Origin of the sequence: Streptomyces sp. NPDC127129 (assembly GCF_042671585.1) — a bacterium.
GTDB lineage: Bacteria > Actinomycetota > Actinomycetes > Streptomycetales > Streptomycetaceae > Streptomyces.
Genome location: NZ_JBHXTV010000003.1, coordinates 454,679 through 478,048, shown reverse-complemented (window position 1 = coordinate 478,048; position 23,370 = coordinate 454,679). Strand labels below are relative to the sequence as shown.

The following is a 23,370-nucleotide window of genomic DNA, read 5'->3' as shown; positions in this document are numbered from 1 at the left end:
GTTGATGCGGCCATCTGCACGCATCCGGAGACGCCGACGCGACCCGTACTCCCCCCTGACCTGCGGGGGTGTACGGGTCGCGCCGGATCCGGCCACTACCGGCCGGTAACTGCTTGTGCGTGAATTCACACGCCGATCACGCGCTCGTGGGGCGGCGACGCCTCACACGGCCTGCGTGGCGTTGTCCACCGCGCCGCGCTTCTCGATCGCCTGCTGGTACAGCCGGCCCGCGCGGTACGAGGAACGGACCAGCGGGCCCGACATCACGCCGGAGAAGCCGATCTCGTCGGCCTCCTCCTTCAGCTCCACGAACTCCTGCGGCTTCACCCAGCGCTCCACCGGGTGGTGCCGGACGGAGGGGCGCAGGTACTGCGTGATCGTGATGAGCTCGCAACCCGCCGCGTGCAGCTGCTGGAGGGCCTCGCTGATCTCCTCGCGGGTCTCGCCCATGCCGAGGATCAGGTTCGACTTCGTGACCAGACCGTAGTCACGGGCCCGGGTGATGACGTCCAGCGAACGCTCGTACCGGAAGCCGGGACGGATCCGCTTGAAGATCCGCGGCACCGTCTCCACGTTGTGCGCGAAGACCTCGGGGCGGGAGGCGAAGACCTCCGCCAGGAGCTCGGGCACCGCGTTGAAGTCGGGGGCGAGCAGCTCGACCTTCGTACGGCCGTCGGCGCGGTTCGCCGTCTGCTCGTGGATCTGGCGCACGGTCTCCGCGTACAGCCAGGCGCCGCCGTCCTCCAGGTCGTCGCGCGCGACGCCGGTGATGGTGGCGTAGTTCAGGTCCATCGTGACGACCGACTCGCCGACGCGGCGGGGCTCGTCACGGTCCAGCGCCTCGGGCTTGCCCGTGTCGATCTGGCAGAAGTCGCAGCGCCGCGTGCACTGGTCACCGCCGATGAGGAAGGTGGCCTCGCGGTCCTCCCAGCATTCGAAGATGTTGGGACAGCCCGCCTCCTGGCAGACCGTGTGCAGGCCCTCGCTCTTCACGAGGCCCTGCATCTTCGTGTACTCGGGACCCATCTTCGCCCGGGTCTTGATCCACTCGGGCTTGCGCTCGATGGGGGTCTGGGCGTTACGGACCTCAAGGCGCAGCATCTTGCGTCCGTCGGGTGCGACTGCGGACACGACCGGCTCCCTGTAGCTTCGATTCTTCGGCGCACACCAGGGTACGCCCGTTGTTCGTACGGTTTTGTTTACGCCTGGGCAACCTATGGCCAGAGCCCGGCATTCCCCATGCGATTCCCCACGCGCTACGCGGAGGCGGCGGCCGTCTCGCGCTCGACCGGGCGCGGCTTCAGCTCCGCGTTCTCCAGGACGGCGCGCAGGTGCTTCTCGACCACCGGCAGGACCTCCTCGATCGTGATGTCCCGGCCCAGCTCGCTCGCGAGCGAGGCCACGCCCGCGTCCCGGATCCCGCAGGGGATGATCCGGTCGAACCAGGCGTTGTCCGGGTTCACGTTCAGGGCGAAGCCGTGCATGGTGACGCCCTTGGCGACCCGGATGCCGATCGCGGCCAGCTTGCGGTCCTCGCGGCGCTGACCGGCGTTGGACGGGGCGTACTCCGGGCCGTTGAGCCGCGGGTCGAACTCCGGGTCGCTCAGCCGCGGGTCGAAGTCCAGCGAGAGCCCGCCGAGCGCCGGACGCTGCTCCACCGGGTCACCGAGCACCCAGACGCCGCTGCGGCCCTCGATCCGGGTGGTCTCCACGCCGAACTCGGCGGCCGTGAGGATCAGCGCCTCCTCCAGACGGCGCACGTGCGCGACGACGTCGACCGGTCGGGGCAGCTTCATGATCGGGTAGCCGACGAGCTGACCCGGGCCGTGCCAGGTGATCTTTCCGCCGCGGTCCACGTCCACGACCGGCGTCCCGTCGAGGGGGCGCTCGCTCTCCTCCGTACGCCGGCCCGCCGTGTACACGGGCGGGTGCTCCAGGAGCAGACAGGTGTCGGTGATCTCGTCGGCGAACCGGGCGGTGTGCACCTCGCGCTGCTTGTCCCAGGCCACCTGGTACTCGACGGCGTCGTCGCCGAAGCCCAGACGGACGAATCGCAGCTCACTCACGGCAGTGCCTCCTCCTGGTGCCGTGGCCGGGTCCGGGGATCGTCCCGGGGCGGCTCGGCACCATGCGTCATTCGCGCCCATGCCACTGTACGGCGGCGTCACGGAGACCGGTCCGGCAGGTGCGGTGGCCCCCGCGTGGGGCCTCTCCGTCAGCGATGGCCCCAATCCTCACACGATCGGATGAATGTGGGGCGAAGGAGGCGGTATAGGCGGTGAGGGCCGCTAAATTCACGCCGTTCCATGAGGGTCCGCACGGCTTCCATCCGGGCCCGGAAGGCAGGAGACCGCACAGCTGATGACGGAACGACCCCCGCAGCGCATCCCGAACCGCCGGCTCGCCGCGCTCATCGCCGAGGCCGGATTCTCCAACGCGGGCCTGGCGAGACGGGTGGACCAGCTCGGCCTGGAGCACGGGCTCGACCTGCGGTACGACAAGACCTCCGTGACCCGCTGGCTGCGCGGTCAGCAGCCGCGCGGCACCACGCCCGCCCTGATCGCCGAGGTCTTCACCCGGCGGCTTGGCCGCCGCCTCTCCGCGCAGGACCTCGGTCTCGACGCCTGCGCGCCCGTGTACGCCGGTCTCGAGTTCGCGGCGACGCCCGAGGAGGCCGTCGACATCGTCAGCGGGCTGTGGCGGAAGGACTCCGGCAGCCACGCGGAGCTGCGCAAGATCGCCTTCACCCCGGCGGGGCTCGTCGTCCCCAGCCGCGACTGGCTGATCGGCCGGGCCGACGACCGGGTGGCACGGAGCGAGAGCGCCGCGCCGAACGGGCGGCTCGGCGTGGACGTCCGGCTCGCGCAGGACCCCCGGGTCCCGCAGGACCCCCGGGTCCCACAGCAGGGCCGACTGTCCGTGCCCCGGCAGCGCGGCACGGACCGGGGGCCGGGGCAGCGGGTCTCCAGCGGCGACATCGCCGCGCTGCGCTCGGTCGGCGAGCTCTTCCGCACCCTCGACCACGCGTACGGCGGCGGCCACGCGCGCCAGGCCCTCGTGCGCTACCTGGAGCACGAGGCCGAGCCGATGCTGCGCGGCATCTACGGGGAGACCGTCGGCCGCCGCCTGTTCGCCGCGGCGGCCGATCTGACGCGACTGGCGGGCTGGACCTCGTACGACATCGCGGCGCACGGACTGGCCCAGCGGTACTTCGTCCAGGCGCTGCGGCTCGCGCAGGCGGCGGGGGACCGGGCCTACGGCTCGTACGTCCTGATCACGATGAGCCGGCAGGCCGTCTACCTCGCCCACGGGCGCGAGGCCGTGCAGCTGGCCCGGGTCGCCCAGCAGGGCGTCGGCTCGGCCGCGCCGCCGGTCGTCCAGGCCCTGCTGCACTCCGTGGAGGCGCGCGGGCACGGGGTGCTCGGCGAGGCCCGGGCGTGCGGCGCCGCGCTGGCCAGGGCCGAGCGGGCGCTGGAGGCGGCCAGGCCCGGGGACGACGTGCCGTACTGGGCGCGCCCCTTCGACGAGGCGCAGCTCTCCGACGAGTTCGGGCACTGCCACCGCGACCTCCAGCAGTACCGGGCCGCGGCGCAGCACGCCGAACGCTCCCTCCAGCTCCGGGCCCCGGGCTTCGCGCGCAGCCGCCTCTTCTGCCGGGTGGTCCTCGCCTCCGCCCGCCTCGGCCTCGGCGAACTGGACCAGGCGTGCGCGCTCGGCGCGGAGGCGGCGCAGCAGGCCTCCGAGATGCGCTCGGCCCGCGCGCTGGAGTACATCCGCGACTTCGAACGGCGGCTGGAGCCGTACCGCGACGCGGCCGCGGTCCGTACCTACCGCGACCGCGTGGCGGCGATCGGCTGACGCCCCCGCGCGCCTGCCGGTCGTGCTGCCTGCCGGTCGTGCAGCCCGGCCGATCCGTGCTCCCTGCCGGGCTGCCTGCCGGTCGTGCTGCTCTGCGGGTCGTGCTGCCCGCCGGTCGTGCCCGCCTACGCCTACGCCGCCGCCTCCGTCGGGGCGCCCTGGGACACACGGACGCCGAGGTCCGTCAGGAGCGCGTGCGCCGCGCGGTGGGCGGAGGTCAGGGCCCCCTGGGGCGTGGACGTGTCCCGATGGTCGCCGCAGACGTAGAGACCGGCGAGCAGGCGCACCGGGCGACGGGGGTCGTGCGGCGGCGGCATCGCGGGGATCGCCTCGGCGGTGTGGTGCAGGGCGAGGAGCTCCCACTCGTCCGTCGACGTCCCGTACAGGGTCGCGAGGTGCTTGCGGACCCGGCGCTCCGCGTCGTCGGGCGGGGTGCCGAGGACCGTCGAGGACACCAGGACCCGGCCCGCGGGCGCCCTCGTGGGGTCGACGGCGCTCATGACGGCCGTGTGCGCGACCGGGCCGCCCGGGTCGGACTCCAGAATCAGGACCGGGTCGGGTGCGGGCGCCTCCGGGGCCGTGTGATGCAGCACGGTGACCGCGTGGAAGCGCGGCACGCGCAGCCCCGGCAGCAGCTCCGCCGCCGTACGCGCGCCCGTCGCCAGCAGGACCGAACGGCAGCCGAAGACCCCGTGCTCCGCCGTCTCGACCCGGTTGATCGCGACGTCCGTGACCCGGACCCCCGTGCGCACCGTCCCCGGCGGCAGTGACGCGGCGAGCAGCTCGGGCAGTGCGCCGGACCCGCCCTCCGGGACGCAGAGCCGCCCGCGCGCGAACGCGCGCAGTGCCAGGTCGGCGTGGCGACTGGACGTGGTCAGGTCGGGATCGCCGAGCAGCGCCGCGATCAGGGGCCGTACGACCCCCTGGACCGTGCGCGCCGGCAGCCGGGCCGTCAGCGCCTCGCGGGCCGTCCGCTCCGGCCGGGCCAGCAGGCGCTGCGCGGGCGTCGCCGCGAGCCGTGCCAGCGAGGCTCCGAGCCGCGCCTGGTCCAGCGAGGCGGCCGGATTACGGGGGGCGCTCGCGAGGGCGCGCGCCACACTGAACGCTCCCCCTACGCGCCAGGGCGTGTGGGCGGAGCGCCGGCGTGGGTGCGGGAACGGTTCTCCGACCCTCGCGTACCGACCGTCGCTGTGCACCAGGGCCCCCGGCGCGAACGGTCGCAGCGCCACCCCCTCCAGGCCCCGCGTCCGGAGCAGTTCGGCGTGCGAGGCCGTGAGCAGCGGCCCGGTCCGGTCGAGGCGGAAGCCCTCCATGTCGTCGGTGGCCATCCGGCCGCCGACCCGTGGACCGGCCTCCAGGACCGTGACGCCGAGCCCGGCGCTGGTCAGACGGTGGGCGGCCGCGAGCCCCGCGATCCCGGCCCCGACGATGACGACGTCCGTGGCGACGTCCTTGTGGCGTGCGGTACTGAGCACGTGCCCCTCCCCAGGTCGGCGCGGCTGGTGGGAGGCCTATGCCCCCAACCGGCCCCCGGAATGCCCGCATTCGCATTCAGGGCATGCCAGCCTGGGGCCTCGCCAGGGCCCGCGCCAGCGGCGCGCGCGGGGGTGCACGCAGCACGGGGTCGCACCGCGAGGTGTCAGGCCGCCGCGCGGATCGCCTCGTCGATCGTCGGGAAGGCGAAATCGAACCCCGACTCCAACAGGCGGCTCGGCAGCACCCGCTGACTGCCCAGCACATCCACCGCGAACTCCCCGAGCGCCAGGCGCAGCGCCGGCGCCGGGACCGTGAAGAACGTCGGGCGGCGCAGGACCCGGCCCATCGCCGCCGTCACCTCCCGGTTGGTCACCGGCTCGGGAGCGGTCAGGTTCACCGGACCCGCCAGGGAGTCGGTGTCGATCAGATGCCGCAGGGCGGCCACCTCGTCGTGCAGCGAGATGAAGCTCCAGTACTGCCGGCCGTCGCCCATCCGCCCGCCGACCCCGGCGCGGAAGACCGGGAAGAGCCGGCCCCACGCACCGCCCTCGGCGGCCACGACGAGACCGGTGCGGGCGTAGGCGACCCGGATGCCGGCCTCCTCGGCGGGGGCCGCCGCCGCCTCCCACTCCACGCAGACCGAAGGCAGGAAGCCCTCGCCGGCGGGCGCGCTCTCGTCCACCGCGCGCGAGCCGGTGTCGCCGTAGTAGCCGAGCGCCGTGCCGCACACCAGGACCCGCGGCGGGTCGGCCAGCGAGGCGAGGGCCTCCGCGATCGCGCGCGTACCGAGTACGCGGCTGTCGCGGATCTCCTTCTTGTACGCCTCGTTCCAGCGGTGCTCGCCGACGCCCGCGCCCGCCAGGTGCACGACCGCGTCGACACCGACGAGCCCCGCCGCGTCCACGTACAGCCGCGCCGGGTCCCACTCGATCTCGTCCGCGGTCCTGGCGGGCCGCCGCACCAGACGGCTGACCTGGTGGCCGTCGGCGCGCAGCGAGCGCACCAGGGCCGTGCCGATGAGTCCGGAGGCGCCGGTGACGGCGATACGCGAGCGTTGCATGGGGACATCCTGCCCTCCCCGGTCCGGACGTGGCACAGTGGCGCACATGATCGCGCCGGACACGCACATACGACAGGCCCTCGCCGCCGACGGGGACGCGCTGGCGGAGCTGGACCGCGCCACCTGGTCGCCGTTGCACGCCGTGCTCCCGCCGCCGGAGCCGCCGTACGCGCCGTTCTTCGACGACCGGCACCGGCCCGAGGACTTCCTGGTCGCGCAGCGCGGGCCGGACGTCGTCGGCTATCTGCGGCTCGTGCCGCCCACCCCGCTCGCCTGCAACGCGCACGTCCGCCAGATCCAGGGGCTCGCCGTCGCCGAGAGCGCCCGCGGCAAGGGCGTAGCCCGCGCGCTCCTGCGCGCCGCCTTCGACGAGACCAGGCGCCAGGGCTGCACGCGGATCACCCTGCGCGTCCTCGGCCACAACGAGCCCGCCCGCGCGCTGTACGCCTCCGAGGGGTTCGTGGTGGAGGGCGTGCTGCCCGGCGAGTTCTTCCTGGGCGGCGCGTACGTCGACGACGTCCTGATGGGCCGCTCGGTCGCACCCTAGGGGTGCCCGCGGGACCGGCCCTGGAGCCGGCCCGCCGCACCTGGCCCGGGCCGTCCCGTCCGCGCCGCCTCTAGGCGTCCGTGCGCCCCGCCTCCGACGGCTTCAACGGTCCCATTCCGCCCATCAGTTCACGCAGGCAGCGCACCGCCAGCTCGGCCGGAGCGCCCTTTCCGCGGACCGGCGCGTCCGTCTCCGCCCAGGCCTCCAGGGCGACCCGGATCGCGTCCGTGGCCGCCGCCGCCGCGAGCCGTACCTCCAGCGGGTCGGCGCCCGGGCCGGCCAGCTCGGCGACCACGGCGAGCAGCTTCTCCTCCGACTCCTGGTTCACGCGGTACCAGACGGCCCGCAGCGCCGGGTCCTCCGCGGCCGCCCGCAGCAGCCCGCGCGTCCAGCGCAGCCCCTCGGCCGCCTCCTCGTCGGCGGCCGCGAGCGCCTCGGCGATCGACCGTTCCAGGGCGGCAGGCACCGTCGAACCCGGCTCCGCCGCCGCCAGCGACTCCCGCCAGCGGTCCGCGCCGCCCGCGAGGAGCGGGGCGACGGCGTCCTGCTTGGAGCGGAAGTACCGGTAGAAGGTGCGCAGCGCGACCCCGGCACGCAGGGCGATGTCCTCGGCCGTGGTGCCGTCGGGGCCGCGCTCGGTGAAGAGCTCGGCGGCGGCGCGCGCGATGTCGAGCTGGGTGGCCGCCTTGCGGCGCTCCGTCAGGGAGCCGGGCTTCGAGGAGGGCTTGGTGCTCACCGTACGAAGGGTACGCCCCACGTCTGCCGACCATGCATATCGTGCAGCTATGGCAAAACGTGCCACTTGGGCGTACCGTGTGCCTGCACCGAGAGATTCGCCGTCGAGAGGTCGGACAGGACATGAACCGCTACGAAGGACGCCGCGCACTGGTCACCGGTGGCGGCTCCGGCATCGGCCAGGCCACCGTGCTGCGCATGCTCGCCGAGGGCGGCAGCGTCGTCGCCGCCGACATCAGCGAGGACGGCCTCAAGGACACCGTCGCCAAGGCCGGCGCCGCCGCGGACCGGCTGACGACCCTCGTCGTGAACATCGCCGACGAGACCTCGGTACGCGCCGGTGTCACCGCCGCCGTCGAGGCGCTCGGCGGCCTGGACGTACTGGTCAACGCGGCCGGCATCCTGCGTTCCTCGCACACCCACGAGACGACGCTCGACGCCTTCGAGCAGGTCGTCCGGATCAACCTGACCGGCACGTTCCTGATGATCCGAGAGGCGATCCCGGCGCTCCTGGAGGGCGACGGCTCCGCCGTCGTGAACTTCTCCTCCACCTCGGCGATGTTCGCCCACCCGTACATGGCCGCCTACGCGGCCAGCAAGGGCGGCATCCAGTCCATGACCCACGCGCTGGCGGCCGAATACGCCAAGCAGGGCATCCGGTTCACCGCCGTCCAGCCCGGCTCCATCTCGTCCGGCATGACCGACGGCTCCGGCGCCAGCCGGCAGTCCACCGGCCCCGGCCTGCCCGAGGACACGGACTGGTCCCTCTTCGCCAAGCTCGCCCCGGCCCTCGGCGAGGGCTTCGCCGGTCCCGAGACCGTCGCCGGTGTCGTCGCGATGCTCGCCTCCGACGACGGGAAGTTCATCACCGGCACCGAGGTCCGCGTCGACGGCGGGACCCACTTCTGATGAGCGCCGCCACGGTCTTCGGCGGCCGTACGGCGGTGATCACGGGCGCCTCCTCCGGTATCGGCGCCGGGCTCGCCCGCCACGCCGCCGGTCTCGGCATGAAGCTCGTGCTCGCCGACATCGCCGCCGACCGCCTCACCGCCGTCGCGGACGAGCTGCGGGAGACGGGCGCGCAGGCCGAGGCGGTCGTCACCGACGTCGCCGACCCGTCCTCCGTGGAGGCGCTCGCCGAGCGCGCGTACAGCCGTTTCGGCACCGTCGACCTGCTGGTCAACAACGCCGGGATCATGGCCATGGGCTACTCCTGGGAGATCCCCGCCGAGCGCTGGGACGCCATGCTCCGCGTCAACATCGGCGGCTACGTCAACGGCATCCGCGCCTTCGTGCCGCGCATGCTGGAGCGTGGCGAGCGGGCCTGGGTGGTGAACGTGTCGTCGATCGGCGGGCTGCTGCCCAGCCCCCTGATGGCCCCGTACAGCGTCACCAAGTTCGGCACGCTCGCCCTGACCGAGTCGCTGCACTACGAGATGCGGATGAAGGGCGCCCCGATCCAGGTGTCCGTGGTGACTCCCGGGGCCGTGCGGAGCGAGATCTTCCGTGCGGCGCGCCCCGGGGCGTCCGAAGCGCCCGAGGTCACCGGCTTCGCCGACCACCTCCAGGCCATGAGCGACGAGCACGGCCTGACCCCCGAGGAGCACGCGGAGCGGGTCTTCACGCAGGTCGCGCAGGGGAAGTACTGGGTGGTCCCGCAGCCCGACACCCTCCACGAGGCGCTGCCGGCCCGGACGGACATGATCCTCGGTCAGGTGGACCCCGAGCTGCGGCTCGGCTGACGGACCGGTACGGACCCGGGGTGGGGACGGCCCCCCGGGTCCGTACCTCACCCTTCACCCCTTCGTACGATCCTGGGCGCCTTCGTACGGACCTACGCGCCGAAGCGCTCCCACAGGCGCGGATAGCGCGCCGCGAGCCCCGTGTCGTCCTCCAGGTCGAAGGCGACGCCCTCCGGCTCCGCCGGCTGTGGCGGAATCCCCAGGTCCGGTGCCTCCGCGCCGGTGAGCTGCTCGTACGCCTCGTCCGCGGCGAACCCCAGCTCCTCGCCGTCCCCGTCGATCTCCTCGTCGAACTCGTCGAGCAGCTCGGCGAGCGCGTCCGGGTCGTGCACCGCGCCCTCGAAGACCTCCCGGCCCTGCCCGATGAGCCAGCAGCGGAAGTAGTCGAAGGCGTCGTCGCCCGCACCGTCGAGCAGCACCGCCGCCGCGCCCCACAGGTCCCAGCGGTAGGCGCGGTTGTAGCGGGCCTCGAAATGGCGGGCGAAGTCGAGCACGGAGTCGGGGTCGAGCTGCAGCAGCCGCTCGACGAGCAGGTCGGCGTGTTCCTCGGGGTCGCCCTCGGCGGCCTCGCGGGTGGAGTCGATGATCTCCCAGAACTCCGTCTCGTCCATCACGGACCAAGCATCGACCTTGGGGAAGGGCGACGCACCCGGAAACAGCCAAAATCAAACCGGACAGAAGGTGTCGTACTTTCCTGTCACGCTCGTCCCATGGAGACCACAACGAAGCCGCTCAGCGGCAGGATCGCACTGGTCGCGGGCGCCACGCGGGGCGCCGGACGGGCCATCGCCGTGGCGCTCGGGACGGCGGGCGCCACCGTGTACGTGACCGGGCGCACCACCCGGGACAGGGTGAGCGAGGTCGGCCGTACGACCGAGACCATCGAGCAGACGGCCGAGCTGGTGACGGCGGCCGGCGGCGAGGGCGTCGCCGTTCCCACCGACCATCTGGAGATCGACCAGGTCCGGGCGCTCGTCGAACGGATCGACGCGGAGCGGGGCCGGCTGGACGTCCTCGTCAACGACGTGTGGGGCGGGGAGCACCTGCTCAAGTTCGGCAAGAAGATCTGGGAGACCGATCTGACCGACGGGCTGCGCATGATGGAGCTCGGTGTACGGACGCATGCGATCACCTCCCGCCTCGCGCTGCCGCTGCTGATCCGTCGGCCGGGCGGACTCGTCGTCGAGATGACCGACGGCACCGCCGAGTGGAACACGCGTTTCCGCGAGAACTTCTTCTACGACCTCACGAAGAACGCCCCGATCCGGATGGCGTTCGCGCTCGCCCACGACCTGAAGGACGTCGGCGCCACCGCGGTCTGCCTCACGCCCGGCTGGCTGCGTTCCGAACAGATGCTGGCGGCCTTCGGCGTGACCGAGGAGAACTGGAGGGACGCGATCGAGAAGGTCCCGGGCTTCGAGATCGCCGAATCCCCGATGTACGTCGGCCGGGCCGTCGCGGCCCTCGCGGCCGACCCCGACCGGGACCGCTGGAACGGACAGTCGCTCTCCAGCGGTCAGCTGGCCCGGGTGTACGGCTTCACGGACGCGGACGGCTCGCAGCCCGACGCCTGGGGCTACATGCTCGCGGGCGAGACCGGCACCCCGTCCGTGGAGGACTACCGCTGACCACCCCGCCGCCCGGCCCCCGGGCCGTACAGCGCGGTCAGGCCCTCCGCCGCGGCCGTGAAGCGGGAGCGGAGCGGCGCGGGGGACAGGACCTCCACCTCCGGGCCCAGGGTCAGCAGCTGGCTGAAGGCGACGTCCTCGTTCTCCACGCGGAGCGTCGCCGTCAGCCGGCCCCCGGCGTCCGTCGATGCGGCCGCCAGCGCCTCCTCCGCCGCCGCGCGGTCCGTCACGTACGGCAGCCGGCGGGCCCCCGCCCCCGTGAGCCGCAGGACGACCTCGGCGCGCAGGATCGAACGGGCGAACTCCGCGGCCCGCTCCGACCAGAACGCGGACAGGTCGAACTCCCCGTCCCGCTCGAACCGCTCCTCGCCGAGGGCCACGGCCGAGAAACGGTCCACCCGGTACGTCCGGAACGCCGTACCGGAGCGCGCGCACAGGTACCAGACGCCCGCCTTCAGGACGAGCCCGTACGGCGCCAGCTCGCGCTCCACCTCGGTGTCCCCGCGCCGGTAGCGGGCCGAGACGAGCCGGTCGTCCCAGACCGCCTCCGCGATCGGGGGCAGCAGCTCCGGCGTCTGCGGCTCCTGGTACCAGCCCGGGGCGTCGAGCAGAAAGCGCTGCGCCGCCGAGTCCGGGGCGTCGCGCAGCGAGGGCAGCAGCGCCGCGGACACCTTCAGCCGGGCCGCCGACGCCGCGTCCTCCAGGCCCATGTCCCGCAGCGCGCCCGGCAGCCCGGACAGGAACAGCGCCTCGGCCTCGCCGCGCGCGAGGCCCGTGAGCCGCGTGCGGTAGCCGCCGATCAGCCGGTACCCGCCGGCCCTGCCCCGGTCCGCATACACCGGAACCCCCGCCTCCGAGAGGGCGAGGGCATCACGGGTGATGGTCCGTTCGGACACCTCCAGCTCCGCGGCCAGTTCGGCCGCCGTCATCGACGGTCGGGACTGGAGCAGAAGGACCATCCTGATCAGCCGGGCAGCGCGCATGACGCGCATTCTGCCCGGCCGGCCATCGGCCCTACAGGCCGTAGCGCTCGCGCGCCTCCTTCACCGCCGAGGCCGGGACCTCGCCGCGGCGGGCGAGCTGGGCGAGGGCCGCGACGACGATCGACTGCGCGTCGACACCGAAGTGGCGACGGGCCGCGTCACGGGTGTCCGACAGGCCGAAGCCGTCCGCACCGAGCGAGGACCAGTCCTGCTCGACCCACTGCGCGATCTGGTCCGGGACCTGACGCATGTAGTCAGAGACGGCGAGGACCGGGGACTCCACACCCTCCAGCGCCTTGCGGATGTACGGGATCTGCTCCTCGCCGCGCAGCAGAGCCGCGTCGGCCTCCAGCGCGTCGCGCCGCAGCTCCGTCCAGGAGGTCGCGGACCACACGTCCGCGCCCACGCCCCACTCGGCGGCGAGCAGCTTCTGCGCCTCCAGGGCCCAGTGGATGGCCGTACCGGAGGAGAGGAGCTGGATGCGCGAGGCGTTCGCCGGGAGGTCGAGGCCCGCGGACTCCGCCGTGTTGAAGCGGTAGAGGCCCTTGAGGATGCCCTCGTCGATGCCGGCCGGCTTGGCGGGCTGAGGCATCGGCTCGTTGTAGACCGTCAGGTAGTAGAAGACGTCCCGGTCCTCGCCCTCGGCGCCCTCGCCGTACATCCGGCGCAGGCCCTCCTTGACGATCGCCGCGACCTCGTAGGCGAACGCCGGGTCGTACGTCAGCGCGGCCGGGTTGGTCGCCGCGATGACGGGGGAGTGGCCGTCGGCGTGCTGCAGGCCCTCACCGGTCAGGGTCGTACGGCCCGCGGTGGCGCCGACGAGGAAGCCGCGCCCGAGCTGGTCGCCGAGCTGCCACATCTGGTCGGCGGTGCGCTGCCAGCCGAACATCGAGTAGAAGATGTAGAACGGGATCATCGCCTCGCCGTGCGTGGAGTACGCGGTGGAAGCGGCGATGAAGTCGGCCATCGAACCGGCCTCGGTGATCCCCTCGTTGAGGATCTGGCCGTTGACGGCCTCCTTGTAGTACATCAGCTGGTCGCGGTCGACCGGCTCGTACGTCTGGCCCTTCGGCGAGTAGATGCCGAGCGACGGGAACAGCGACTCCATGCCGAAGGTACGGGCCTCGTCCGGGACGATCGGGACCCAGCGCCTGCCGGTCTCCTTGTCGCGGATCAGGTCCTTGACCAGACGGACGAAGGCCATCGTCGTCGCCATCGACTGCGAGCCGGAGCCCTTGTCGAAGGCGGCGAACGCCTTCTCCGCCGGGGCCGGCAGCGGGGCGAGCGCGTGCGAACGGCGGGCCGGGGCCGGGCCGCCGAGGGCCGCGCGGCGCTCCTGGAGGTAGCGGACCTCGGCGGAGTCGGCGCCGGGGTGGCCGTACGGCACGACGCCGTCGACGAACTGCGCGTCCGAGATCGGCAGACCGAGGAGGTCACGCATGTTCTTGAACTCGTCGGTGGAGAGCTTCTTCATCTGGTGGTTCGCGTTCTTCGACGCGAAGCCCTCGCCCAGGGTGAAGCCCTTCACGGTCTGCGCGAGGATCACCGTCGGGGCGCCCTTGAACTCCAGGGCGGCCTTGTACGCGGCGTACACCTTGCGCGGCTCGTGGCCACCGCGGGAGAGGTGGAAGCACTCGAGGATCTTGTCGTCGCTCAGCAGCTGCGCCATCGCGACGAGCGCCGGGTCCTTGCCGAAGAAGTCCTCGCGGATGTAGGCGGCGTCGCGGGTCTGGTACGTCTGGACCTGCGCGTCCGGGACCTCGCGGAGGCGGCGGACGAGGGCGCCGGTGGTGTCGAGCGCGAACAGCTCGTCCCAGGCGTTGCCCCACAGCGACTTCACGACGTTCCAGCCGGCGCCGCGGAACTGGGCCTCCAGCTCCTGCACGATCTTGAAGTTGGCGCGGACCGGGCCGTCGAGGCGCTGCAGGTTGCAGTTGATGACGAAGGTCAGGTTGTCCAGACCCTCGCGGGAGGCGAGGGCGAGTGCCGCCGTCGACTCGGGCTCGTCCATCTCGCCGTCACCGAGGAACGCCCACACGTGGGACGCGGAGACGTCCTTGATGCCGCGGTTGGTGAGGTAGCGGTTGAAGCGCGCCTGGTAGATGGCGGAGAGCGGGCCCAGACCCATGGAGACGGTCGGGAACTCCCACAGCCAGGGGAGGCGGCGCGGGTGCGGGTAGGAGGGGAGGCCGTTGCCGCCCGACTCCTGCCGGAAGTTGTCGAGGTGGGCCTCGTTCAGGCGTCCGTCGAGGAACGCGCGGGCGTAGATGCCCGGGGAGGCGTGGCCCTGGATGTAGAGCTGGTCGCCGGAACCGTCGGCTTCCTTGCCCTTGAAGAAGTGGTTGAAGCCGGTCTCGTAGAGCCAGGCCGCCGACGCGAACGTGGCGATGTGGCCGCCGACCCCGTGCTTGGCACCGCGCGTCACCATGGCGGCGGCGTTCCAGCGGTTCCAGGCGGTGATCCTGCGCTCCATCTCCTCGTCGCCGTCGATGACGGGCTCCGCGGAGGTGGGGATGGTGTTGACGTAGTCCGTCTCCAGCAGCTTGGGCAGGGCCAGGCCCGCGCCCTCGGCGTGCTGCAGCGTGCGGCGCATCAGGTAGGCGGCCCGGTGCGGGCCGGCGGCCTTGGTGACGGCGTCCAGGGAGGCCGCCCACTCGGCGGTCTCCTCGGTGTCACGGTCCGGGAGCTGGTCGAGCTCACTCGGAATCTTGCCTACGGGATCGGTCATGATCGCCGCCTTCCGGACAGATGGGGGTGGAGAAGGGGTGCCTTGTCTGGCAGGACAGGGCGAAGGGCCGGGTAGCGGCCCGCCGAAGACTGTAAGCCGCCGATCGATGATCGATCAAAGGGTAGCCGGGGAAAACCGCTCCAGATCGCGAAAGTCGGCACAGGGTGCCGCGAAAATGGGCACCGGGTGCCTTGTTTTCGCAGGTGGGAGGGCGGATGAGAGGCCCCTCGCACGAATGAGCGGGCCCCGGGGAGGGCCCGCTCATCGGGTACGGAGGTGGGTCGGGCGCCGCGCGGGGCGCCGGTGCGTCGGGCCGGTGCGTCGGGCCGGCCGGTGCGTCGGGCCGTGCCCTCGCGGCGTCAGGCCCTCGGGGCGCAGCCGAGGACGTGGGCCTTGACCAGCGAGCCGATGTTCGGGTCGCCGCGGCGGAAGGCCTCCACGAGCTCCTGGTGCTCCTCGGCGTACGACTTCTGGACCGTGCCGAGCCAGCGGATCGACAGCGCGGTGAAGACCTCGATGCCCAGGCCCTCCCAGGTGTGCAGCAGCACGCCGTTCCCCGCCGCCTTGACCAGCTCGCGGTGGAAGCCCACCGTGTGCCGCACCTGGGCCGTACCGTCGGCCGCCCGGTCCGCCTCGTAGAGCGCCGCCACGTGCGGCTCCAGGGCCGAGCAGTCGGCCGCGAGACGGGTCGCCGCGAGCTCCGCAGCGATCTGCTCCAGACCGGCCCGGACCGGGTAGCTCTCCTCCAGGTCGGCCGCGGTCAGGTTCCGCACCCGTACGCCCTTGTTGGGGGAGGACTCGATCAGCCGCAGCGACTCCAGCTCGCGCAGTGCCTCGCGGACCGGCGTCTGGCTGACCTCCAGCTCGGTCGCGATCCGGCGCTCCACGATCCGCTCGCCCGGCTTCCAGCGGCCGCTGACGATGCCCTCCACGATGTGCTCGCGGATCTGTTCGCGCAGCGAGTGGACGACGGGCACGCTCATGAAGCCGCTCCTTAAGGGACGCGTTGACACTCAAGACAATACGGCGGCGCCCCCGCCCGGAAACACTTCCGGGCGGGGGCGCCGCAGGTGAGGCTTGTTACGTTGCCAAGCCGGCCTCGCCTACAGGCCGAGGTCGACCTCGAACTCGCCGGCCTCCAGGATCGCCTTGACGGCCGTCAGGTAGCGGGCCGCGTCGGCGCCGTCCACCAGACGGTGGTCGTAGGAGAGCGTCAGGTACGTCATGTCGCGGACGCCGATGACGGTGCCCTCGGCGGTCTCGATGACGGCCGGACGCTTGACCGTGGCACCGATGCCCAGGATGGCGACCTGGTTCGGGGGCACGATGATCGTGTCGAACAGCGCACCGCGCGAACCGGTGTTGCTGATGGTGAAGGTCGCACCGGCCAGCTCGTCCGGGGTGATCTTGTTGCCGCGGACCTTGCCGGCCAGGTCGGCCGTGGCCTTGGAGATACCGGCGATGTTCAGGTCGCCCGCACCCTTGATGACCGGCGTCATCAGACCCTTCTCGGAGTCCACGGCGATGCCGATGTTCTCCGAGTCGAAGTACGTGATGGTGCCCTCGTCCTCGTTGATCCGGGCGTTGATGACCGGGTGGGCCTTCAGCGCCTGGGCCGCCGCCTTCACGAAGAACGGCATCGGGGACAGCTTGACGCCCTCGCGGGCGGCGAACGCGTCCTTGGCACGGCCGCGCAGCTTCATCAGCTTGGTGATGTCGACCTCGACGACCGAGGACAGCTGGGCCTGGCCGTGCAGCGCCTTCATCATGTTGTCGCCGATGACCTTGCGCATGCGGGTCATCTTGACGGTCTGACCGCGCAGCGGCGACGCCTCCAGGGCCGGGGCCTTGGGAGCGGCGGCCGCGGGAGCGGCGGCGGGAGCCGGGGCGGCCTTCTTGGCCTCGGCGGCCGCGAGGACGTCCTGCTTGCGGATACGGCCGCCGACGCCGGTGCCCTTGACGGACGCCAGGTCGATGCCGTTCTCGGAGGCGAGCTTGCGGACCAGCGGGGTCACGTAGGCGCCGTCGTCCGCCGGCTGTGCGGCGGCGGGGGCGGGCGCGGCCGGGGCGACCGGAGCCGGAGCGGCCACGGGGGCCGGAGCGGCGGCCGGAGCCGGGGCGGCGGGCGCGGCCTGGACCGGAGCCGGGGCGGCCGGGGCGGGAGCCGGGGCCGGCGCGGCGGGGGCGGGCGCGGCCTGGGCCGGAGCCGGGGCGGCCGGAGCCGGAGCGGCGGCCGGAGCGGCACCCGCGGCACCGATGACGGCCAGCTTGGCGCCGACCTCGGCGGTCTCGTCCTCGGCGACGACGATCTCCAGGAGGACACCGGAGGCCGGGGCCGGGATCTCGGTGTCGACCTTGTCCGTGGAGACCTCGAGCAGCGGCTCGTCGGCCTCGACGGTCTCGCCGACCGACTTCAGCCAGCGGGTCACGGTGCCCTCGGTGACGGACTCGCCCAGCGCCGGCAGGACGACGTCCGTACCGGTGGCGCCACCGGCCGGAGCGGCCGGAGCGGCGGCGGGGGCCTCGGCCGCGGGGGCCGGAGCGGCAGGCGCCTCGGCCGCGGGGGCCGGGGCGGCGGGGGCCTCGGCGGCGGCGGCCGCCGGAGCCGGGGCGGCAGCCGGCGCACCGGAGCCGTCGTCGATGATCGCGAGCTCGGCGCCGACCTCGACGGTCTCGTCCTCGGCGACCTTGATGGAGGCGAGAACGCCCGACGCGGGGGCGGGGATCTCGGTGTCGACCTTGTCCGTCGAGACCTCGAGCAGCGGCTCGTCGGCCTCGACACGCTCACCCTCGGCCTTGAGCCAGCGGGTGACGGTGCCCTCGGTGACGCTCTCGCCGAGCGCCGGCAGGGTTACGGAAACCGACATGGTTTCAGTTGCTCCTAACGAATTGCGGTAAGTGGTCGTCGCGCCCGTGATGACGTGAGCGTCAGTCGTGGGAGTGCAGAGGCTTGCCGGCCAGCGCCAGGTGCGCCTCGCCGAGCGCCTCGTTCTGCGTCGGGTGGGCGTGGATGAGCTGCGCGACCTCGGCCGGCAGCGCCTCCCAGTTGTAGATCAGCTGCGCTTCGCCGACCTGCTCGCCCATGCGGTCACCGACCATGTGGACGCCGACCACGGCACCGTCCTTGACCTGGACGAGCTTGATCTCGCCCGCGGTCTTCAGGATCTTGCTCTTGCCGTTGCCCGCGAGGTTGTACTTCAGGGCGACGACCTTGTCCGCGCCGTAGATCTCCTTGGCCTTGGCCTCGGTGATGCCGACGGAGGCGACCTCGGGGTGGCAGTACGTCACCCGGGGCACGCCGTCGTAGTCGATCGGAACGGTCTTCAGACCGGCCAGGCGCTCCGCGACCAGGATGCCCTCGGCGAAGCCGACGTGGGCCAGCTGCAGGGTCGGGACGAGGTCGCCGACCGCCGAGATCGTGGGCACGTTGGTCCGCATGTACTCGTCGGCGAGGACGTAGCCGCGGTCCATGGCGACACCCTGCTCCTCGTAGCCGAGACCGGCCGAGACCGGGCCGCGGCCGATGGCGACGAGCAGGACCTCGGCCTCGAAGGTCTTGCCGTCGGCCAGGGTGACCTTGACGCCGGTGTCGGTGTACTCGGCGGACTGGAAGAACGTGCCGAGGTTGAACTTGATGCCGCGCTTGCGGAACGCGCGCTCAAGAAGCTTGGAGCTGTTCTCGTCCTCGACCGGGACCAGGTGCTTCAGGCCCTCGATGACCGTGACGTCGGTGCCGAAGGACTTCCACGCGGAGGCGAACTCGACGCCGATGACGCCGCCGCCGAGGATGATCGCGGACTCCGGGACGCGGTCCAGGGTCAGCGCGTGGTCCGAGGAGATGATCCGGTTGCCGTCGATCTCCAGGCCCGGCAGCGACTTCGGTACGGAACCGGTGGCGAGGAGGACGTGACGGCCCTCGACGCGGCGGCCGTCGACGTCGACGGAGGTCGGGGAGGAGAGGCGGCCGTGGCCCTCGATGTACGTCACCTTGCGGGAGGCGACCAGACCCTGCAGGCCCTTGTACAGGCCCGAGATCACGTCGTCCTTGTACTTGTGCACGGCCTTGATGTCGATGCCCTCGAAGGAGGCCTTGACACCGAACTGCTCCGCCTCGCGCGCCTGGTCGGCGACCTCGCCGGCGTGGAGCAGGGCCTTCGTCGGGATGCAGCCGTTGTGCAGGCAGGTGCCGCCGAGCTTGTTCTTCTCGATCAGTGCGACGTCCAGGCCCAGCTGCGCTCCGCGCAGCGCCGCGGCGTAACCGCCGCTACCGCCGCCGAGGATCACTAGGTCGAAAACGGTGCTGGCGTCGTTCGCCACGTCACGTCCTCCATGCATGTGCGCCGGGCGCCGGTCTCCGATGACCGGGCGGCGGCTGGTGTTCGGCCGCTTTTTCTTCGGCCCTGTGGTGGGGGCCCTGTCCTGCCGAGAACCCATCTTCGCACTTGTTGCCGGACGGCGGGACGCGGGGCCGGTGTGTGAGACCGGGCGATCGTCCGTACGGGCGGGTAACCCCGGCGTGCGAACCTACGGATTTCGTCGAGAGCGCAACGGCCCCACGAAAGCGCCGTCGCCCCACGGAAGCACGGGCGGTCCTCCCGAAGGAGGGGAACGTCACGGCCCCCGGGAGTCTTCCCGGGGGCCGTGACGCTCGGGACGGACCCGAGGGGACGGTCAGAGCTCGCCGTCGGCCGTGCGCTCGGCCAGCTTCACCAGCGTGCGGACCGCGGAGCCCGTGCCGCCCTTCGGGGTGTAGCCGTACGGCGCACCCTCGTGGAAGGCCGGGCCCGCGATGTCGAGGTGGGCCCAGGTGATGCCCTCGCCGACGAACTCCTGGAGGAAGAGGCCGGCGACCAGGCCGCCGCCCATCCGCTCACCCATGTTCGCGATGTCCGCGGTCGGGGAGTCCATGCCCTTGCGCAGGTCAGCCGGGAGCGGCATCGGCCAGGACTGCTCGCCGACCTCCTCGGCGATCTCGTGGATCGCGGTGCGGTAGTCGTCGTCGTTGGCCATGATGCCGAAGGTGCGGTTGCCCAGGGCCAGCACCATCGCGCCGGTCAGGGTCGCGACGTCGACGATCGCGTCCGGGTTCTCCTCCGAGGCCCGGGTGAGGGCGTCGGCGAGGACGAGCCGGCCCTCGGCGTCGGTGTTGAGGACCTCGACGGTCTTGCCGCTGTACATGCGCAGCACGTCGCCGGGACGGGTGGCCGAGCCCGACGGCATGTTCTCGGCGAGCGCCAGCCAGCCGGTCACGTTGACGGCCAGGCCGAGGCGGGAGGCGGCGACGACGGCGGCGAAGACGGCGGCGGCGCCGCTCATGTCGCACTTCATCGTCTCGTTGTGGCCGGCCGGCTTCAGGGAGATGCCGCCCGAGTCGTAGGTGATGCCCTTGCCGACCAGGGCGAGGGTCTTCTCCGCCTTCGGGTGGGTGTAGGCGACGCGGACCAGGCGCGGGCCGCGGACCGCGCCCTGGCCGACGCCGAGGATGCCGCCGAAGCCGCCCTTGACGAGCGCCTTCTCGTCGAACACCTGCACCTTGAGGCCGTGCACCTTGCCCGCCGCGGTGACGGCGGCGGCGAACGTCTCGGGGTAGAGGTCGTTCGGCGGCATGTTGATCAGGTCGCGGGCGCGGTTGATCTCCTCGGTGACCGCCTGCGCGCGCTCGGCGGCGGCCTTGAAGGCCTTGTCGCGCGGCTTGGCGCCGAGCAGGGCGACCTCGGCCAGCGGCTTCTTCGCGTCCTTGCCGTTCTTGCCCTCCTGGTACGCGGTGTAGGCGTACGCGCCGAGGAGCGCGCCCTCGGCGATCGCCTCGGCGTCCTCGGGGGCCGTGACCGGCAGGGCGAAGGCGGCCTTCTTGGCGCCGTGCAGGGAGCGGGCGGCGGTGCCGGCGGCGCGGCGGAGCGCCTCGGCGCCGTACGCCTCGCCGTCCTCGGGGGCGGAGCCCAGGCCGACGGCGAGCACGACGGGGGTCTTCAGACCGGCGGGGGCGGGCAGCTTGATGGCCTCACCCTCGGCACCCGCGGCGCCCAGGGTCTCCAGGACGGCGGCGAGCCTGCCGTCGAACGCCTTGTCCACGGCCTCGGCGCCGGGGGCGACGACCAGGCCCTTGCCGGACTTCGCGACACCGACGACGAGGGCGTCGGCGCGCAGGGTCGCGGCCCCGGCTGTGCTGAGAGTGAGAGCAGTCACGGTGGTGAAATCTCGCTTCCATTGAGTTCTGTGGCGGTCGAGGGATGGGCCGACCATGCCCGCCGCATCGTATTTCGGCCCGAGGAGCGCCGAGAACGAGCCTACGCTCGCTCTACGTGTTCGCTCACGGCGACGGTGATTCACTCTTCCGTGGTGTCTCTTTCACGTTTACCCCTCAAGGTCGGAGAGCTCGTCCACACTCGCCTCATTCGCGCAAGGGCGGCAGCCGCCCCTTTGCACCATCCGCATCATCTCCACGGGTCCTTCGCATTCGGCGGACCCGTCGAGGGGGGACACCACCGATGGACTCTGCTGGATCCCGCACGCCCCGAACCGCGGCCCCGGGCCTGGGGCGTACGCCCAGGACCGCCGCGCTGATCGCGGCCGCGCTCCTCGCCACCGTCGTTCCGACGGCGGGCGCGAGCGCCGCCGCGCCGCCGGTCCCGAGGATCGACCTGACGGTCCTGGTCGTCGACGACGGGGGCGGCGCGGTGGAGGCGATCACCGCCGAGCTGCGCTCGACCGGTGTTCCGTACCGCCGGGTCGATCTGGCCGATTCCGGCCGTCCGGTCATCGACGCCGCCTTCCTCAGCGACACGGTCTCGGGGCGCCCCCGCGCCAAGTACCAGGGCGTCGTCCTGCCCCACGAGGCCGCCTTCGGGCCCGACTCCGCCGAGCAGGCGGCGCTCACGGCGTACGAGCAGAGCTTCGGCATCCCGCAGGTCGACGCCTACACCTGGGCCCACCCCGGTGTCGGGCTCGACTACACCAGCGACGGGGGCTTCTCCGGTCCCCTCGACGGAGCCGCTGCCGCCGTCACCGCCGTCGGCAAGACCGGCCCGTTCCGCTACCTGGACGGACCGGTCACCTTCGAGGACAACGACCCGTCGATCTCCGAGAGCTACGGCTACGCGGGCCGCCCCCGCGAGGGCTTCACCAGCCTTCTCGACATCCCCGTCGACGGCGGCGGACGGGCCAGCCTGATCGGCGAGTACGCCCACGACGGCCGGCGCGAACTGGTCGTCACCTTCGCCTACAACCAGTACCAGCGGCAGTTCCGGGCCCTCGCCCGCGGCATCGTCGAGTGGCTCACCCAGGGCGTCCACCTCGGGCAGAACCGGAACTACTTCTCCGTCCACGTCGACGACGTCTTCGCCCCCGACGCCCGCTGGGACTCCACGAGGAACTGCACCCCCGGCGACTTCGACTGCCCCGGAGGCGACGGCGAGGCGGGCGAGAACCCGGTCCGGATGACCGCCGACGACGCCACGTACGCCGCCGCCTGGCAGAAGTCCGCCGGCTTCACCCTGGACATGGTCTACAACGGCGGCCAGGGCGAGCAGTGGAAGACCGAGAACGGTGGCACCGACCCGCTCGCCGCCCGGCTGATCGCCGACCGCGCCCAGTACCGCTGGATCAACCACACCTACACCCACCCCTTCCTGGGCTGTGTGCAGGACACCAGCACCGTCCCCTGGCAGTGCGCGAAGACCGCCGCCGGAGCCACCCAGTGGACGAGCCGGAGCACCATCTCCGCGCAGATCCGCGACAACCACAACTGGGCCGTCGGCAAGGGCATCTCCGTCGACCGCACCGAGCTCGTCACCGGCGAGCACTCCGGCCTCAAGACCTCGCCGCAGCAGCCCGTCGACAACCCCAACCTGTCCGGCGCGCTCTCCGACAACGGTGTGAAGTGGATCGCGAGCGACAACTCCCGCGAGCCCCAGCAGCGCGCCGTCGGTGCCGCGAAGACCGTCCCGCGCCACCCGATGAACGTGTACTACAACGTCGGTACGGCCGCCGAGATGGCCGACGAGTACAACTGGGTCTACACCTCGCGGGCCGACGGCGGCAGCGGGATCTGCGAGTCCAACCCGGCCTCCACCTGCCTGCCCGCCCCGCTCGACACCGCCACCGGGTACGCCACCCACATCGTCCCGCAGGAGGCCCGCACGGCCCTCTCCCACGTGGTGGCGAACGACCCGCGCCCGCACTACGTCCACCAGTCCAACCTCGCCGAGGACCGCATCCTCTACCCCGTCCTCGACCGGGTGCTGGCCGACTACCGGGCCCTGTTCGCCGACAACACCCCGCTGGTGAACCCGCGCCAGCGCGACGTCGGCACCGAGATGGACCGCCGCACCGCCTGGGACCGGGCGCTCGCGGCCGGCCAGGTCACCGCGTACCGCATCGGCACCACGGTCACCGTGAAGGCGCCCTCCGGGGTGACCGCCCCCGTCACCGTCCCCGAGGGCACGCGCAAGCAACTCCTCCTCGGCACCGCGGTGTTCGGGACGCCCTACGCCGGGGCGCGCTCGGCCTGGACCGGCCCCGAGGCGCTGCAGTCCACGATCACGCTCAAGCTCCCGACCGCCTGACCACGTGCCCGTACGTTCTGCCTGACCACTTGCCCGTACGTTCTGGGGG

Annotated in this window: 18 protein-coding genes; 6 read left to right on the top strand and 12 right to left on the bottom strand. The window is 72.5% G+C overall.

The annotated features are described in order from the left end of the window. Positions 1-162: 162 nt before the first annotated feature. Both lipA and lipB read right to left on the bottom strand, forming a co-directional pair. Positions 163-1,131, bottom strand: a complete 969-nt coding sequence (lipA, locus tag ACFVGW_RS08295; RefSeq protein ID WP_352191415.1) for a lipoyl synthase — start codon at positions 1,129-1,131, stop codon at positions 163-165. Between the two features lie 125 nt (positions 1,132-1,256). Next, the gene (gene lipB / locus ACFVGW_RS08290) at positions 1,257-2,066 is read right to left on the bottom strand and encodes a lipoyl(octanoyl) transferase LipB (RefSeq protein WP_352191416.1); all 810 of its coding nucleotides are present in this window, start codon (positions 2,064-2,066) and stop codon (positions 1,257-1,259) included. 295 nt (positions 2,067-2,361) lie between these two features. Here lipB and ACFVGW_RS08285 point away from each other — a divergent pair, with 295 nt between their 5' ends. Continuing rightward, complete coding sequence (locus tag ACFVGW_RS08285; protein ID WP_385851284.1) at positions 2,362-3,858, top strand: regulator; 1,497 nt, start codon at positions 2,362-2,364, stop codon at positions 3,856-3,858. Positions 3,859-3,989: 131 nt separating this feature from the next. On the opposite strand, the gene ACFVGW_RS08280 is transcribed toward ACFVGW_RS08285, so the two are convergent. Beyond that, complete coding sequence (locus ACFVGW_RS08280; RefSeq protein ID WP_385851283.1) at positions 3,990-5,333, bottom strand: NAD(P)/FAD-dependent oxidoreductase; 1,344 nt, start codon at positions 5,331-5,333, stop codon at positions 3,990-3,992. A gap of 164 nt (positions 5,334-5,497) precedes the next feature. Continuing rightward, a complete protein-coding gene (locus tag ACFVGW_RS08275) occupies positions 5,498-6,394 on the bottom strand; it encodes a TIGR01777 family oxidoreductase (protein WP_385851282.1) in 897 nt (298 codons plus the stop codon). A gap of 46 nt (positions 6,395-6,440) precedes the next feature. Here ACFVGW_RS08275 and ACFVGW_RS08270 point away from each other — a divergent pair, with 46 nt between their 5' ends. Next, a complete protein-coding gene (locus ACFVGW_RS08270; RefSeq protein WP_352191420.1) occupies positions 6,441-6,941 on the top strand; it encodes a GNAT family N-acetyltransferase in 501 nt (166 codons plus the stop codon). Between the two features lie 70 nt (positions 6,942-7,011). Here ACFVGW_RS08270 and ACFVGW_RS08265 read toward each other — a convergent pair whose 3' ends face one another. Beyond that, complete coding sequence (locus tag ACFVGW_RS08265) at positions 7,012-7,677, bottom strand: TetR/AcrR family transcriptional regulator (protein ID WP_385851281.1); 666 nt, start codon at positions 7,675-7,677, stop codon at positions 7,012-7,014. Between the two features lie 122 nt (positions 7,678-7,799). Here ACFVGW_RS08265 and ACFVGW_RS08260 point away from each other — a divergent pair, with 122 nt between their 5' ends. Then, on the top strand, positions 7,800-8,585 hold the full coding sequence (locus ACFVGW_RS08260) for an SDR family NAD(P)-dependent oxidoreductase (protein ID WP_385851280.1): 786 nt from the start codon (positions 7,800-7,802) through the stop codon (positions 8,583-8,585). Next, positions 8,585-9,418, top strand: a complete 834-nt coding sequence (locus ACFVGW_RS08255) for an SDR family NAD(P)-dependent oxidoreductase (RefSeq protein WP_385851279.1) — start codon at positions 8,585-8,587, stop codon at positions 9,416-9,418. Before ACFVGW_RS08260 ends, ACFVGW_RS08255 begins: the two co-directional genes overlap by 1 nt. A gap of 92 nt (positions 9,419-9,510) precedes the next feature. Here ACFVGW_RS08255 and ACFVGW_RS08250 read toward each other — a convergent pair whose 3' ends face one another. After that, positions 9,511-10,029 (bottom strand): DUF4240 domain-containing protein, encoded by a 519-nt coding sequence (locus ACFVGW_RS08250; RefSeq protein WP_352191431.1) that lies wholly within the window; start codon positions 10,027-10,029, stop codon positions 9,511-9,513. A gap of 99 nt (positions 10,030-10,128) precedes the next feature. Between ACFVGW_RS08250 and ACFVGW_RS08245 the strand changes: the two genes are divergently transcribed. After that, positions 10,129-11,046, top strand: a complete 918-nt coding sequence (locus ACFVGW_RS08245; RefSeq protein ID WP_385851278.1) for an SDR family oxidoreductase — start codon at positions 10,129-10,131, stop codon at positions 11,044-11,046. On the opposite strand, the gene ACFVGW_RS08240 is transcribed toward ACFVGW_RS08245, so the two are convergent. From ACFVGW_RS08240 to ACFVGW_RS08215, 6 genes are all read right to left on the bottom strand, one after another. Further along, on the bottom strand, positions 11,037-12,029 hold the full coding sequence (locus ACFVGW_RS08240) for a helix-turn-helix transcriptional regulator (RefSeq protein ID WP_385851277.1): 993 nt from the start codon (positions 12,027-12,029) through the stop codon (positions 11,037-11,039). The genes ACFVGW_RS08245 and ACFVGW_RS08240 overlap by 10 nt on opposite strands. A gap of 31 nt (positions 12,030-12,060) precedes the next feature. Further along, the gene (gene aceE / locus ACFVGW_RS08235; protein ID WP_385851276.1) at positions 12,061-14,757 is read right to left on the bottom strand and encodes a pyruvate dehydrogenase (acetyl-transferring), homodimeric type; all 2,697 of its coding nucleotides are present in this window, start codon (positions 14,755-14,757) and stop codon (positions 12,061-12,063) included. Between the two features lie 359 nt (positions 14,758-15,116). After that, positions 15,117-15,740, bottom strand: a complete 624-nt coding sequence (locus ACFVGW_RS08230) for a GntR family transcriptional regulator (RefSeq protein WP_352191427.1) — start codon at positions 15,738-15,740, stop codon at positions 15,117-15,119. 120 nt (positions 15,741-15,860) lie between these two features. Further along, the gene (gene sucB, locus ACFVGW_RS08225) at positions 15,861-17,624 is read right to left on the bottom strand and encodes a 2-oxoglutarate dehydrogenase, E2 component, dihydrolipoamide succinyltransferase (protein ID WP_385851275.1); all 1,764 of its coding nucleotides are present in this window, start codon (positions 17,622-17,624) and stop codon (positions 15,861-15,863) included. 61 nt (positions 17,625-17,685) lie between these two features. Next, a complete protein-coding gene (gene lpdA / locus ACFVGW_RS08220) occupies positions 17,686-19,074 on the bottom strand; it encodes a dihydrolipoyl dehydrogenase (RefSeq protein ID WP_383228744.1) in 1,389 nt (462 codons plus the stop codon). Positions 19,075-19,428: 354 nt separating this feature from the next. Then, positions 19,429-20,943 carry a leucyl aminopeptidase gene (locus ACFVGW_RS08215; protein WP_385851274.1) on the bottom strand — a complete coding sequence of 505 codons (1,515 nt, stop codon included), beginning with the start codon at positions 20,941-20,943 and terminating at the stop codon, positions 19,429-19,431. 302 nt (positions 20,944-21,245) lie between these two features. On the opposite strand from ACFVGW_RS08215, the gene ACFVGW_RS08210 reads away from it, so the two are divergent. After that, positions 21,246-23,321: a hypothetical protein gene (locus ACFVGW_RS08210; RefSeq protein ID WP_385851273.1), complete on the top strand. Its 2,076-nt coding sequence runs from the start codon at positions 21,246-21,248 to the stop codon at positions 23,319-23,321. The last annotated feature ends 49 nt before the right edge of the window (positions 23,322-23,370 follow it).